Source organism: Sphingomonas alpina (assembly GCF_014490665.1).
GTDB classification, from domain to species: Bacteria; Pseudomonadota; Alphaproteobacteria; order Sphingomonadales; family Sphingomonadaceae; genus Sphingomonas; species Sphingomonas alpina.
Window position 1 is genome coordinate 1,601,199 of record NZ_CP061038.1, and the last position, 12,118, is coordinate 1,613,316.

Consider the following 12,118-nt stretch of genomic DNA (forward strand, 5'->3'; position numbering starts at 1 on the left):
GACAGGCGGATGAACCAGGCCCTCACCGGAATCGCTGCGGTCGCTCCCGCTATTGCCATGATCGGCTTCTTCGCCTGCCTGATCGGCGGCGGTTATCTGCTGATCAAGGGACTGCAGCGCAAACGCGCCATCCTGCTGTTGATCATGGCGGTTGTGCTGTTGGGTAATGTGCTGGTCTGGACGATGTAGGCCTGTTTATCTGAGGCAAATTTATCGCTGTGCCTTCAGATTTAAGCCGGAATTGCAGAATCGCCATTATAAAGCTTGAGGGCGAGGTCTTTGATTTCCTCGCGCCAGGCCAGTCTTTCGCGCCAATGTGGCGGTATCGCGCTTGCGCCGTGGATCGCCCCGGCAAGCTGACCGGTGATTGCCGCAACCGTATCGGCATCATCACCGAGATTCGCTGCGAGCAGAACTGCCTCTTCGAACGAGGTGGTTTCGTGCACGCACCAGAGCGCCGCTTCCAGGCTGTCGACGACATAGCCGCTCGACCGGATCGCGTGACGCGGCTTGCCGCGCCAACTGCCGGCAAGGATGTCTTCGATGCTTTGGCTCGGAGGTGTTGTCACAAGCGGCGCCGCAAAGAGTTCCTCTGGCGCCACGCCGCGGATCGCACGTGCGGTGAGCACAGCAAAGCTTTCGCATGCGACGAGGCATTCGGCAGCACCATGAGTCAGCCGACTTTGGGCGCGGGCAACCTCCAGGATCGCGGCTTCATCGCGTCGCGCACCCCAGATGGCGACGGGCGACAACCGCATGAGCGATCCGTTGCCGGCGCTTTTGGGATCGCTTGATCCGGCGAAGGGATCACCATTCTCTTCGAAGCTTTGAAGCGCAATCCGCGTGGTCACGCCGATATCGAAACACGTGCCGGTGCAGCTATACATGCCCCAGCGATACCAGTTGACGAACCGCGCCATGCAGTTCCGCGGATCGAATTCGTCCCGTCCGATCAGGCTATGACCGAGCGCGAGCGCCATTGCGGTGTCATCGGTCCATTGGCCCGGCACGAGCTGGAACGGGCCGCCACCGACCATATCGACCAGAAGTGGCAGCGAATCGCGCGCGCTGAACTCCAGCGTTGTGCCCAGCGCGTCGCCGACGGCAAGTCCGAGCAGCGCGCCGATCGCGCGATCCGCAGCGGCGTCGGATGGTTTCGGTGGCAAGGACAACCTCTCAATCGCCAAGACGCGCGGTCGCCCGTAGCATGTGTTAAATATACGCTATATGCTATTGAATATTATCCGAATATTCTAACGGATGTCCATGGATCCGCATAGGAGATATGTTACACTACCGGTGTAACATATCTCCCCCGGACCGCCCACAACCGTTCAAGCGGGCGCGATTCAAGCGCCATCCAGTCCCCGCTATTGCGGCGAATGTGAAATGCGATTCTCGAGCTCCAGCCCCGTTCAGGCTATCGAACTGGTATTGGCGAAGCCGACCCCGCTCACCGGATCGGCGAGTTGGGATCGAGCCGCATATCCAGATACTTGTCCACGCTGCCCATCAGCTCGGGCATTTCATGCTCGAAGAAATGGTTCGCCTTCGGGATCGTGTCATGGTGGATCGTGATGTGCTTCTGCGTGCGCAGCTTGTCGACCAGCTTCTGGGTCGCAAGCGGCGGGGACACTTCGTCATTCTCGCCCTGAATGATGATTCCGCTGGCTGGGCAGGGGGCGAGGAAGGTGAAGTCGTACATGTTCGCCGGGGGCGCGACCGAGATGAAGCCGCGAATCTCCGGGCGGCGCATCAGCAACTGCATGCCGATCCATGCGCCGAAGCTGAACCCGGCGATCCAGGTTGTCGAGGCCTCGGGATGGAAGCTCTGCACCCAGTCGAGGGCCGACGCCGCATCGGACAATTCGCCGATGCCGTTGTCGAACGTGCCCTGGCTCTTGCCGACGCCGCGGAAATTGAAGCGCAGCGTGGCAAAACCGCGCCGCTGGAAGGTCTTGTAGAGCTCCTGCACGATGCGGTTGTTCATGGTGCCGCCCGACGAGGGGTGCGGGTGGAGAATCATCGCCACAGGGGCGCGCGGGCGCGGCCCGGGAGCGAAACGGCCTTCGAGACGGCCATCGGGACCGGGGAAAATGACTTCTGGCATGGAGACCTGCTGACAATGACTGCGCGCCCCACCTGAAAAGAATGGCGAGTGGAGCGCTGGAATGTGCGCGCTATATAGGCAAGATGCGCCTTTTCGCAATTGGAACAAACCGCTTGGCCGACCGCCTCTATCTTGACCATGCCGCGACCACGCCGATGCTGCCGGTGGCGATCGCCGCGATGACCGATGGCATGGCGCATTGGGCCAATCCATCATCGCCGCATGCCGAGGGACGCGCGGCGCGCGCGGCGCTGGAGGGGGCGCGCGGCTGCATTGCCGCTGTCTATGGCTGGTCCGGTGAGGTGATCCTGACCAGCGGCGCGAGCGAGGCGCTGGCGATCGGCCTGGGGCGATCGGTGGCCGAGCGGCGGGTCATCTCGGCGGTCGAACATGATGCGGCGATCCGAGTCGCCGCGGAAGCAGCGGTGATCGCCGTCGACGCCAGCGGGCTGATCGATCCGACCTCGCTTGACGCGGCGTTGGGAATTTCGGGTCGTCCGGTGGTGGCGATCCAATGGGCGAACAGCGAAACCGGCGTGCGCCAGCCAATCGCTGCCCTGGCGGTAACGATCCACGCCGCCGGCGGCTTGCTGCTGGTCGATGCGGCACAGATGCCCGCCGGCGCTGACCCGGCGGTAGCCGAGCACGCCGATTTCGTCGCGATTTCCGCGCATAAGCGCGGCGGACCGCCCGGGATCGGCGCGCTGCTGGTGCGCGATCTGGCGACCTTGCTGCCGACCGGCGGACAGGAGCGGGGCTATCGGCCGGGCACGGAGAATTTGCCCGCAGCATTGGGTTTCGCAGCGGCACTCGAGGCGCCGGAAGATCTGGAGAAGATGGCGGTGCTTCGGGCGAAGCTCGACGATGCCATTGCGCGGTCGGGTGGCGTGGTGGTTGCGGAAGGGGCATCGCGGCATCCCGCGATCGGGTCCTATCGTCTCCCTGGGCTGGCGGCGGCGACGCAGCTGATCCGGTTCGATATGGCGGGGATCGCGGTGTCGGCGGGCAGCGCCTGTTCTTCGGGCAGCATGAAGCCCAGCCATGTGCTCGGGGCGATGGGATGGAGCGTTGAGGCGTCGCGCGAAGTGGTGCGGGTCAGCTTCGGCCGTGGCACGAATGAGGCCGACATCGACCGCTTCATCGCGGAATGGCGCGGCGTGTCACGCTCCGCTCGAGCATTCGCGGCATGATCTATCTCGATTATCAGGCGACCACGCCGCTCGCGCCGGAAGCGCTGGCGGCGATGTTGCCCTGGCTGGAGAACCAGCACGCCAATCCGCATTCCGCACATGTGCCGGGCAGGGCGGCAAAGGCGGCGGTCGAGGTGGCGCGGGACAATCTCGCCGCGCTCCTGCCCGTCGCGGGGAAGAGCGCCTTCACCAGTGGTGCGACCGAAGCGATCAACTGGGCGATCAAGGGGGCTGGTCCAGGGCGAATCGTCACGCTTGCGACCGAACATGCTGCGACGCTCGACACGGTCGACGCGCTGGCCCGAACCGGGCGCGAAGTGGTCGTCCTGCCGGTCGATGCCGATGGGCTGGTCGATCGCGCGGCGGCACAAGCGGCGATCGTGCCGGGCACGGCGCTGGTCGCTGCCATGCTGGTCAATAACGAGATCGGTGTGGTGCAGCCGATCGCGGAGCTGGCCGAAATGGCCCATGCCGCCGGCGCGCTGGTGCTGTGCGACGCGGTGCAAGGGTTCGGACGACTGCCGATTCCGGCCGGCTGCGATATGATTGCGGTGTCGGCGCACAAGATTCACGGACCAAAGGGCATTGGCGCGTTGTGGGTACGCGATGGCGTTACGCTCGCGCCGCTGCTGCACGGCGGCGGGCAGGAGGCGCTCGGGCGATCGGGCACCTTGTCGCCCGCGCTTTGTGCCGGCTTTGGCGCGGCGGCGCGGCTGGCGGTCGAACGCCAGGCTGGGGACGCTGCACAGATCGAGCGCTTGTGGGTCGGTGCGGTGGCAGCACTCGGGCCACGCTGGACGATCAACGGTTCGGTCCATCAGCGCTATCATGGCAACCTCAATGTCCGCCGTGACGGTCTCGACGTTGCGCGCCTGATGTCTGATTTGCGCGACCTGGCATTTTCCGCCGGATCCGCCTGCGCCAGCGGATCGGGCCGCTCCAGCCATGTGCTGCGCGCGATCGGCCTGAGTGAGGCACTGGCCCGATCGAGCATCCGGATCGGCTTTGGGCGCTACACGACCGAAGCCGAACTGACCGACGCGATCGATCGCATCAACGCCGCCGCCGACGCACAACGAGCTGCGGCGTGACGCTCGTCCGGTTCATCGCCACCGACGGGACGGTCATGGAAACGCGCGGATCGCCCGGCGACCGGCTCCTCGACCTCGCCCAGGCTTATGGTCAGCCGCTCGAAGGCACATGCGAAGGCCAGATGGCCTGTTCGACCTGCCACGTCATCGTCGCCGCGGAGGATTTTGCACGGCTGCCCAGGGCGAGCGAAGACGAGGAAGACATGCTCGACCTTGCTGCCGGCGCGACGCGCACCAGCCGGCTCGCTTGCCAGGTCTGGCTCGACGATGCTCTCGATGGCTTGACCGTCCGCATTCCCGGTGAAGCGCGGAACATGCAGGGACGATGACCGTTTCGATCCCGTGCCGACATCGGTACAAGGAGAGAAGCCCATGAAATTCTTCGTCATGATCGCCGCCGGATTGCTCAGCGTCGCAGCGACTGCCCCGGCCGCTGCCGTCGCAGCCCCCGTGGCCGGGGTGCAGTCGCATGAGCGCGTCGTCGTCCGTGAGCGTACCGAAACCCGTCGTCACTGGGGCAATGATCGCCGCCGTCATGGCTGGGGCACTCGCAAGGTCTGCAAGCGCACCTGGTATCATGGCCGCAAGGTGACGCGTTGCCGCACGGTCCGCTACCGCCGCTGATCCCGGCTATTGATCACGCCGCCCGACTCTCCTATCTGCAGCGCGGGAGTCGGGCGGACGTGGTCGTCGCCAACCCGGTCAGGTCCGGAAGGAAGCAGCCGCAACGATTTCGCCGCGGGTCGTTCCGGCTCCCACCGCGCGCTGCCGAGAAGCAGCGAAACTGCAGCGAGAATCCGCAGTGCGCGCGGCTGGCGGCGCTAGGGCGCCGTCCGACGACGCGGCCTTGCCGCGGCGCTCCTCGAACCGCTCATTTGATCCCCATGATGCGCCAGCACTGCATCATCGCCTTCGACATTCGCTGCGCGGCTCCCTAGATAGGGCGCAATGTCCGACTCCTTCGATCTCGGCGAACCGCCCCAGCCTGCCAAGGCTGAGGTCTATCGCGTTCTCGCCCGCAAATACCGGCCGCAGACCTTTGCCGAGCTGATCGGCCAGGATGCGATGGTCACCACGCTGGGCAACGCGATCAAGCGCGGGCGGCTGGCGCATGCCTTTCTGCTCACCGGCGTCCGCGGAGTCGGCAAGACCTCGACCGCGCGGCTGATCGCCAAGGCGCTCAACTGTATCGGCCCGGACGGGGAGGGTGGTCCGACAATCGATCCGTGCGGCGTGTGCGAGCCGTGCCGGGCGATCGCCGAGGGGCGGCATATCGACGTGATCGAGATGGACGCCGCGAGCCATACCGGCGTCGACGATGTGCGCGAGATCATCGATGCGTCGCGCTATGCGGCGGTGTCGGCGCGTTACAAGATCTACATCATCGACGAAGTGCACATGCTGTCGAAGAACGCGTTCAACGCGCTCCTGAAGACGCTCGAAGAGCCGCCAGCGCATGTGAAGTTCCTGTTCGCCACGACCGAGGTCAACAAGGTTCCGGTGACCGTTCTCTCGCGCTGCCAGCGTTTCGACCTGCGGCGGATCTCGGCAGAAATGCTCGGTGCGCATTTCGCCGCTGTCGCCGAGGCCGAAGGTGTCGAGGCCGAACCCGAGGCGCTGGCGCTGATCGCGCGCGCGGCGGAAGGCTCGGCGCGCGACGGCCTGTCGATTCTCGATCAGGCGATTGCGCATGCCGGGATTGAAGGCGGTGGCGTGAAGGCCGCGGCGGTGCGCGACATGCTCGGACTGTCCGATCGTGGCGCCGTGCGTGCACTACTCGGCGTGCTGCTGACCGGCGACGGCCTCGGCGCGCTTGCGGCGCTCAGACGCCAATATGATCTCGGCGTCGATCCCCAGGCAGTGATGCGCGCGCTGCTCGAAGCGGTTCATGCGACGACTCTGGTCAAGCTCGGCACCGTGCCCGAGGCGGGGCAGGCGGTTGAGGAACGCCAGGTGCAGGAGGAATGGGCCGGCAACCTGTCCTTCGCCGCGCTGCACCGGCTGTGGCAATTGCTGCTCAAGGGTCATGACGAGGTCGCGCGCGCTGCCTTGCCGATCGAGGCGTGCGAGATGGCGCTGTTGCGCGTCGTCCATGCATCGACCCTGCCCGATCCGGGCGAGCTGGCCCGACAATTGGCGGCCGGCGGCCCCGGGCCGGCTGTAGCCACGGCGCCAACAGCACCCGCACCGGGTTCAAGCGTGACGGCCGGTTCGTCTCTGCCGGAGACTTTTGTCGGCCTTATCGGCATGCTCGACGATCAGGGCGAGGCGGCGCTGGCGGCCCGGCTGAGCCATAGCGCGAGTCTGGTGCGTTACGCTCCGGGCGAACTGGTGCTGAGTTCGGCGCGGCCGATGCCGGCGGATTTCGTGCGCGAGCTGACGCTCGAGCTCAAGCGGATTACCGGCAAGCAGTGGCGCGTCTCGGCCGAAGAGGTGCCAGGTGAGCCGACGCTCAACGAAGTGAAGCTGGCGGCGGCGGCGGCCGAACGCGCGGCGATATTGGAAACCCCGGTGGTCAGGGCGGCGTTCGAGGCATTTCCCGAGGCTGCCCTGGAGAGCTGGACAAGTGAAATACGGAGTAACGAAGCATGAAGAGCATCGAAGACATCATGGCCATGGCGCAGAACGTCCAGGCCGAGCTGGAAAAGGCGCAGGCCAACCTCGACACGATCGAGGTCGAGGGCGCGTCGGGCGGCGGGTTGGTCAAGGTCCGCGCATCGGCCAAGGGCCGGATCATCGGCATCGCAATCGACGATTCGCTGCTCGTGCCGAGTGAGAAGCAGATGCTCGAGGACCTGATCGTCGCGGCATTCAACGATGCACGCGGCAAGGCTGACACCGCATCGAGTGGCGAAATGTCCAAGCTGACCAGCGGGATGGCGTTGCCGCCGGGGTTCAAGCTGCCCTTCTGATCCTGGAACAATCACACCCGGCGCGCCGTTCTCCTCTCTGGTACAGGGAGAGATGTGATGACTGAAGACCGTGTGACCGAAACCCCGCATACCACGATCATCGAGCGCCGCGGCGGCGGCGGCATTCTGATCGCCGTTATATTGCTGATCGCGGTCGCGATCGGTGCCTTCTACCTGTTCAACCAGAGCAAGAATGACGGCATCAAGACCGAGGCGATCCAGTCGGCTGCCAAGGATGTCGGCGATGGCGCACAGAAGGTCGGAGATGCGGCCCAGAAGGCGGTCGACAAGCCGGCAGAGTAGGATGCTCTTGCCCCCATTGTTCGAAAAGGGCGGACGGTAAGTTCATCCGGCTAGCGCAGGCAGGCATCCAGCCCGTCATTGCGCACCACGCCGACCCGGCGGGAGATCGAATTGCCGTGGCGCTTGGTGAAGCCGCGCGGTGCGATCGCGGCTCGTTTTTTGGGCAGGGGCAGAACAGCTGCGAGCCGGCCGGCCTCGGCCGGGCTCATGGTCGATGCGTCATGGCCGAAATAGCGCAATGAGCCAGCATTGACGCCATAGGTGCCGATCCCGGTCTCCGCGACGTTGAGATAGACCTCCATGATACGCCTCTTGCCCCAGAGATTTTCGATCAGCACGGTGAAATAGGCCTCCAGCGCCTTGCGCGGATAGCCGCCGCCCTGGATCAGGAAGACGTTCTTCGCGGTCTGCTGGCTGATCGTCGATCCGCCGCGGATGCGGCCACCTTTGGCATTGCGCTTATAGGCCTGCTCGATCGCCGCGATGTCAAAGCCGTGATGCGTGCAGAAGCGGGCATCCTCGCCGGCGATCGCGGCGCGCGCCATGTTCGGGTCGATCTTCGCCAGCGGCATCCAGCCCTTGGTCACGCTGTGCCCGCCGATCATGTCGCCGATCATGGTAAAGGTGATCGGCGGCGCGACGAAGCGATAGGCGAGCACCCACAGGACCGAGATCAGCAGGAACCACAGCACCGACTTGACGGCGATCGTAACGATGCGCCGGAACAGCGAGTAACGTTTGGCGGGCCGGCGAGCAGGGATGGGGGCACTCTCTTCAGCTGGCAGCGTCGTTGCGGCACGCGTCGAACGGATCGGCAGGCCGGATGACGGTGCGGGATCGGTATGCGGAAAGTCGGGGCGCGTGGGATCGGTCATTACGCTGCCGGAATGCCGGATCGCGCGCGCCGGGGAAAGGGGCTTCGTGCCGTGCCCGATCCCGAACCAATCTCCCTCCCGCAAGCGGGAGGGAGATGATCGATCAGGCTGCCGCCAGCATCCGCTTGTCGCCGGCAAGGCGCATCATCGCCTTTTGCAGCTTTTCGAATGCGCGAACCTCAATCTGGCGGACGCGTTCTCGGCTCACATTATAGACCTGACTGAGCTCTTCGAGCGTCTTGGGGTCGTCGGTCAGTCGGCGCTCGGTCAGGATGTGCTTTTCGCGTTCGTTGAGGTCGCCCATCGCCGAGGTGAGCATTTCATGCCGCACATCGGCTTCCTGCGCTTCCGCCACGACCGTGTCCTGCAATGGCGCATCGTCCTGCAGCCAATCCTGCCACTGGCCCTCGCCATCCTCGCGCATCGGCACGTTGAGCGACGTATCGCCGCCCATCGACATGCGACGGTTCATGCTGGTGACCTCTTCCTCGGTCACGCCCAGGTCGGTCGCGATCTTGGAGAGATGTTCCGGCGTCAGATCGCCATCCTCGAACGCGTCGAGCTTCGATTTCATGCGGCGCAGGTTGAAGAACAATTTCTTCTGCGCGGCAGTGGTGCCCATCTTCACCAGGCTCCACGAACGCAGGATATATTCCTGGATCGAGGCGCGAATCCACCACATCGCATAAGTGGCGAGACGGAAGCCCCGGTCGGGCTCGAATTTCTTCACGCCCTGCATCAGGCCGATATTGCCCTCCGAGATCAGCTCGGACACGGGCAGGCCATAGCCGCGATAGCCCATCGCGATCTTCGCGACGAGACGGAGATGCGAGGTGACGAGCTGTGCCGCTGCGTCCGTATCGCCATGCTCCTCGAAGCGCTTGGCAAGCATATATTCCTGCTCGGGCGCGAGGATGGGGAATTTCTTGATTTCCGACAGATAGCGGTTGAGGCTCGCCTCGCCGCCAAGAGCGGGGACCGTTGCTGGCACGTTGCTGCGGTTTGCCATGATCTGATCTCCCTTAATTATTGGCCCATGCCCCAAAAAGGCTGCATGGACGCTGAACCGATTAGACGCAGAGTGTATCGTACAGTTCCTGCATATCCGCAGGCATTTCGCTATCGAACGCCAAAGCGTTACTTTTCACTGGGTGAATGAACCCCAATCGGGCGGCATGCAACGCCTGCCGATGGAAATTCAGGGTTTCCAGAATTGCTCGATGAGCTTGTTTTGTTCTACCATAAACCGGGTCTCCAATCAAGGGGTGACCGAGCGACGCCATGTGCACGCGCACCTGGTGGGTCCGCCCGGTCTCAAGCCGGCATTCGACGAGCGCGGCATCCTTGAGCATCTTCAACGTGGTGTAATGCGTCACCGCGCGCTTGCCGCCGGGCACGATCGCGACCTTCTTGCGGTTGCTCGGAGAGCGCGCAAGCGGCGCATCGATCGTGCCCTCGAGCCGGGTCGGACGTCCCGAGACGATCGCCTTGTAGCGCCGGTCGATCGAGTGATCGTGAAATTGCCGCGCCAGCCCTTCATGCGCCCGGTCGGTCTTGGCCGCGACCATCAGCCCCGACGTATCCTTGTCGATGCGGTGAACGATTCCGGGCCGCGCGACCCCGCCAATGCCCGACAGATTGCCCGCGCAGTGATGCAGCAGCGCGTTGACCAGCGTCCCGTCCGGATTGCCCGCCGCAGGATGGACGACCAGCCCGGCCTGCTTGTCGATCACGATCAGATATTCGTCCTCATAGACGATGTTGAGCGCGATCGGCTGCGCTTCGTTATGTGACGGCGTCGCGTCCGGAACGGTAACGGTGAACACCGTGCCGCCGACCGCCTTGCGCGCCGGATCGCGAACCAGCGCGCCGCTCGGGTCACTCACCGCGCCCGAGGACAGCAGCGCCTTCAGCCGTTCGCGCGACAGAGTCGGCACCGCTTCTGCCAGCGCGCGATCGATCCGCCAGCCATCGGCTTCGGTCGAGATGCGCGCTTCGATGATGGAAACCCCCGAATTCATGTTCTAGCGATGTGGGCATGGGAATCGCGATTTCAAGCACTCTCCTGCATAGACTGCTAAACGAGGCGCGCGCATCGCCAGGTGCGGAGATTTGTGGGCTATTGTTCGGCACATCCGAGCGGATCGAGGCTGCCGAGCCGACCGCCAATGTCGCACTCGACCCGGCGCGCCGGTTCGAAATCGATCCCGCCGCCCTGTTCGCCGCGCACCGCGCCGCACGCATTTGCGGGCCGCAGATGATCGGGCATTATCACTCGCACCCGTCGGGCTTGCCGATCCCCTCGGCGCGCGATGCCGAAGCGGCGATGGGCGACGGCGCCTATTGGCTGATCCTGACCGGGGACGAGGCGGGGTTGTGGCGGAGCGTCGCGTTCGGCACATTCGAGCCGGTCGCGCTCGAACAATTTTGCATGGGGTGATCAATTCGGGGGGTTAGTATGGCGGGGCTGAATTGGCCTCACCTTCACGCCAAATTCCGCGCAGTTGCAGAAATTTCTGTGAGAAAGAGCTTTTTGAGTGTGCTGCGGGAATCTACGGGAATTTTGTCGGAGCGATACGGAATTTTCGGGTGTACTGCGGGACAATCGGGAAAGGGCGTGAGCGCGGCCTCCGCCCAAGCAGCAGGCGGATCGCGCTGACATCGCCGTAATAGGCGCACCAGGTCAGCCGCGAGGTGTCGCGACGGTTGGTAGCGGTCGCCGTTTTCCCGCCGCGAACAGATCGGTGCTCCCGGCAACGATCGGCTCAAGCACCGCCTCCCCCATGCGCTCCTCCTTTCCCCGCAATTATCACGCGCATCTCCGGCTGTCCGGCCTGAAACAGCGATGGCCCGACCCTGCGAAAAATGGCGATGGGTTGCGCAGAGGCTATAGCATCGCCAGAAGAGCCTCAACAATTTGCCCGGAGCCCAAACCTTATCATGACCATCAGTCCGGTCGATTTCGCCAGCCTGCTCTGCTCGCGACTATGCCACGATCTGCTCAGCCCGGTCGGCGCGCTCAACAACGGGCTCGAACTGCTCGCCGACGAGCATGACCCGGAAATGCGCCAGCGCTGCCTGGAATTGCTCAACGAAAGCGCGCGTGCCTCTGCCAACAAGCTGAAATTCTTCCGGCTCGCCTTTGGCGCGGCCGGCGGGTTTGGCGAAACGGTGGATTCGCGTGAGGCGCGGGCGGCGATCGAGGGGCTGTTCAGCGACAATCACCGCGTCAAGCTCGGTTGGCTGGTTGAGGACGCGACCTTGCCGAAGCCGGCGATCAAGGCGCTGCTCAACCTCGCGCTGATCGCGGGCGACGCGCTGATCCGTGGCGGGCAGCTCGATGTCGGAGCGGAAAGCGTCGCCGGCCAGGTCGAGATCGTGGTGCGTGCCGATGGGCCGCGCATCGTGCTCGACCAGGAATTGCGCAATGCGCTGACCGGCGCGACCGGCGATGCGATCATCACCCCGCGTGCGGCCGCCGCCTATCTCGTCCATGCGCTCGTCGCCGAGGGCGGCGGCAAGGTACAGGTGTCGGATCCGGCGGATCCGGTGCTGCTGTTCGGGGCGTCGTTCAAGGTCGCCAAGGCGCTGTCGCGCTGATTTGATACTCCCAGCCGTTCGCCCCGAGCTTGTCGAA

15 protein-coding genes and 1 other RNA gene are annotated in these 12,118 nt (G+C 64.5%); 11 read left to right on the forward strand and 5 right to left on the reverse strand.

Annotated features, from left to right (window positions below; genetic code table 11):
- Positions 1-9 precede the first annotated feature (9 nt).
- Complete coding sequence (locus H3Z74_RS07325; RefSeq protein ID WP_187763259.1) at positions 10-189, forward strand: hypothetical protein; 180 nt, start codon at positions 10-12, stop codon at positions 187-189.
- A gap of 41 nt (positions 190-230) precedes the next feature.
- Here the strand turns inward: H3Z74_RS07325 and H3Z74_RS07330 are convergent, their stop codons facing one another.
- Both H3Z74_RS07330 and H3Z74_RS07335 read right to left on the reverse strand, forming a co-directional pair.
- Complete coding sequence (locus H3Z74_RS07330) at positions 231-1,166, reverse strand: ADP-ribosylglycohydrolase family protein (protein ID WP_229726956.1); 936 nt, start codon at positions 1,164-1,166, stop codon at positions 231-233.
- Positions 1,167-1,453: 287 nt separating this feature from the next.
- Positions 1,454-2,110 (reverse strand): alpha/beta hydrolase, encoded by a 657-nt coding sequence (locus H3Z74_RS07335; protein WP_034158616.1) that lies wholly within the window; start codon positions 2,108-2,110, stop codon positions 1,454-1,456.
- Between the two features lie 113 nt (positions 2,111-2,223).
- Here H3Z74_RS07335 and H3Z74_RS07340 point away from each other — a divergent pair, with 113 nt between their 5' ends.
- The 8 genes from H3Z74_RS07340 to H3Z74_RS07375 all read left to right on the forward strand — a co-directional run bounded on the left by H3Z74_RS07340 (position 2,224) and on the right by H3Z74_RS07375 (position 7,606).
- Entirely contained in the window at positions 2,224-3,300 is a 1,077-nt protein-coding gene (locus H3Z74_RS07340; protein WP_229726957.1) for a cysteine desulfurase family protein, read from the forward strand.
- Positions 3,297-4,391 (forward strand): cysteine desulfurase family protein, encoded by a 1,095-nt coding sequence (locus H3Z74_RS07345; RefSeq protein ID WP_187764212.1) that lies wholly within the window; start codon positions 3,297-3,299, stop codon positions 4,389-4,391. Before H3Z74_RS07340 ends, H3Z74_RS07345 begins: the two co-directional genes overlap by 4 nt.
- Positions 4,388-4,720 (forward strand): 2Fe-2S iron-sulfur cluster-binding protein, encoded by a 333-nt coding sequence (locus H3Z74_RS07350; protein WP_187763262.1) that lies wholly within the window; start codon positions 4,388-4,390, stop codon positions 4,718-4,720. The genes H3Z74_RS07345 and H3Z74_RS07350 overlap by 4 nt, the downstream gene beginning before the upstream one ends.
- A gap of 43 nt (positions 4,721-4,763) precedes the next feature.
- Complete coding sequence (locus H3Z74_RS07355) at positions 4,764-5,015, forward strand: hypothetical protein (RefSeq protein WP_187763263.1); 252 nt, start codon at positions 4,764-4,766, stop codon at positions 5,013-5,015.
- A gap of 41 nt (positions 5,016-5,056) precedes the next feature.
- Positions 5,057-5,154, forward strand: an RNA gene (gene ffs / locus H3Z74_RS07360) — signal recognition particle sRNA small type.
- A 185-nt stretch (positions 5,155-5,339) separates the two neighbouring features.
- Positions 5,340-6,983, forward strand: a complete 1,644-nt coding sequence (locus tag H3Z74_RS07365; RefSeq protein ID WP_187763264.1) for a DNA polymerase III subunit gamma/tau — start codon at positions 5,340-5,342, stop codon at positions 6,981-6,983.
- A complete protein-coding gene (locus tag H3Z74_RS07370) occupies positions 6,980-7,303 on the forward strand; it encodes a YbaB/EbfC family nucleoid-associated protein (RefSeq protein WP_187763265.1) in 324 nt (107 codons plus the stop codon). The genes H3Z74_RS07365 and H3Z74_RS07370 overlap by 4 nt, the downstream gene beginning before the upstream one ends.
- 57 nt (positions 7,304-7,360) lie before the next feature.
- Positions 7,361-7,606 carry a hypothetical protein gene (locus H3Z74_RS07375; RefSeq protein WP_187763266.1) on the forward strand — a complete coding sequence of 82 codons (246 nt, stop codon included), beginning with the start codon at positions 7,361-7,363 and terminating at the stop codon, positions 7,604-7,606.
- A gap of 50 nt (positions 7,607-7,656) precedes the next feature.
- Here the strand turns inward: H3Z74_RS07375 and mtgA are convergent, their stop codons facing one another.
- The 3 genes from mtgA to H3Z74_RS07390 form a co-directional block, all read right to left on the reverse strand.
- Complete coding sequence (mtgA, locus tag H3Z74_RS07380; RefSeq protein WP_187763267.1) at positions 7,657-8,481, reverse strand: monofunctional biosynthetic peptidoglycan transglycosylase; 825 nt, start codon at positions 8,479-8,481, stop codon at positions 7,657-7,659.
- A gap of 103 nt (positions 8,482-8,584) precedes the next feature.
- Complete coding sequence (gene rpoH / locus H3Z74_RS07385; RefSeq protein WP_187763268.1) at positions 8,585-9,490, reverse strand: RNA polymerase sigma factor RpoH; 906 nt, start codon at positions 9,488-9,490, stop codon at positions 8,585-8,587.
- Positions 9,491-9,551: 61 nt separating this feature from the next.
- Positions 9,552-10,502, reverse strand: a complete 951-nt coding sequence (locus H3Z74_RS07390) for an RluA family pseudouridine synthase (RefSeq protein WP_187763269.1) — start codon at positions 10,500-10,502, stop codon at positions 9,552-9,554.
- Between the two features lie 101 nt (positions 10,503-10,603).
- On the opposite strand from H3Z74_RS07390, the gene H3Z74_RS07395 reads away from it, so the two are divergent.
- The gene (locus H3Z74_RS07395) at positions 10,604-10,921 is read left to right on the forward strand and encodes a M67 family metallopeptidase (protein WP_412034827.1); all 318 of its coding nucleotides are present in this window, start codon (positions 10,604-10,606) and stop codon (positions 10,919-10,921) included.
- Positions 10,922-11,421: 500 nt separating this feature from the next.
- A complete protein-coding gene (locus H3Z74_RS07400) occupies positions 11,422-12,081 on the forward strand; it encodes a histidine phosphotransferase family protein (RefSeq protein ID WP_187763271.1) in 660 nt (219 codons plus the stop codon).
- Positions 12,082-12,118: the final 37 nt, after the last annotated feature.

Coding starts and splice junctions, on each gene's coding strand:
- H3Z74_RS07390 (WP_187763269.1), bottom strand. CDS start 10,502: ATGAATTCGGGGGTTTCCATCATCGAAGCGCGCATCTCGACCGAAGCC.
- H3Z74_RS07375 (WP_187763266.1), top strand. CDS start 7,361: ATGACTGAAGACCGTGTGACCGAAACCCCGCATACCACGATCATCGAG.
- H3Z74_RS07335 (WP_034158616.1), bottom strand. CDS start 2,110: ATGCCAGAAGTCATTTTCCCCGGTCCCGATGGCCGTCTCGAAGGCCGT.
- rpoH (WP_187763268.1), bottom strand. CDS start 9,490: ATGGCAAACCGCAGCAACGTGCCAGCAACGGTCCCCGCTCTTGGCGGC.
- H3Z74_RS07370 (WP_187763265.1), top strand. CDS start 6,980: ATGAAGAGCATCGAAGACATCATGGCCATGGCGCAGAACGTCCAGGCC.
- H3Z74_RS07355 (WP_187763263.1), top strand. CDS start 4,764: ATGAAATTCTTCGTCATGATCGCCGCCGGATTGCTCAGCGTCGCAGCG.
- H3Z74_RS07325 (WP_187763259.1), top strand. CDS start 10: ATGAACCAGGCCCTCACCGGAATCGCTGCGGTCGCTCCCGCTATTGCC.
- H3Z74_RS07400 (WP_187763271.1), top strand. CDS start 11,422: ATGACCATCAGTCCGGTCGATTTCGCCAGCCTGCTCTGCTCGCGACTA.
- mtgA (WP_187763267.1), bottom strand. CDS start 8,481: ATGACCGATCCCACGCGCCCCGACTTTCCGCATACCGATCCCGCACCG.
- H3Z74_RS07365 (WP_187763264.1), top strand. CDS start 5,340: ATGTCCGACTCCTTCGATCTCGGCGAACCGCCCCAGCCTGCCAAGGCT.
- H3Z74_RS07345 (WP_187764212.1), top strand. CDS start 3,297: ATGATCTATCTCGATTATCAGGCGACCACGCCGCTCGCGCCGGAAGCG.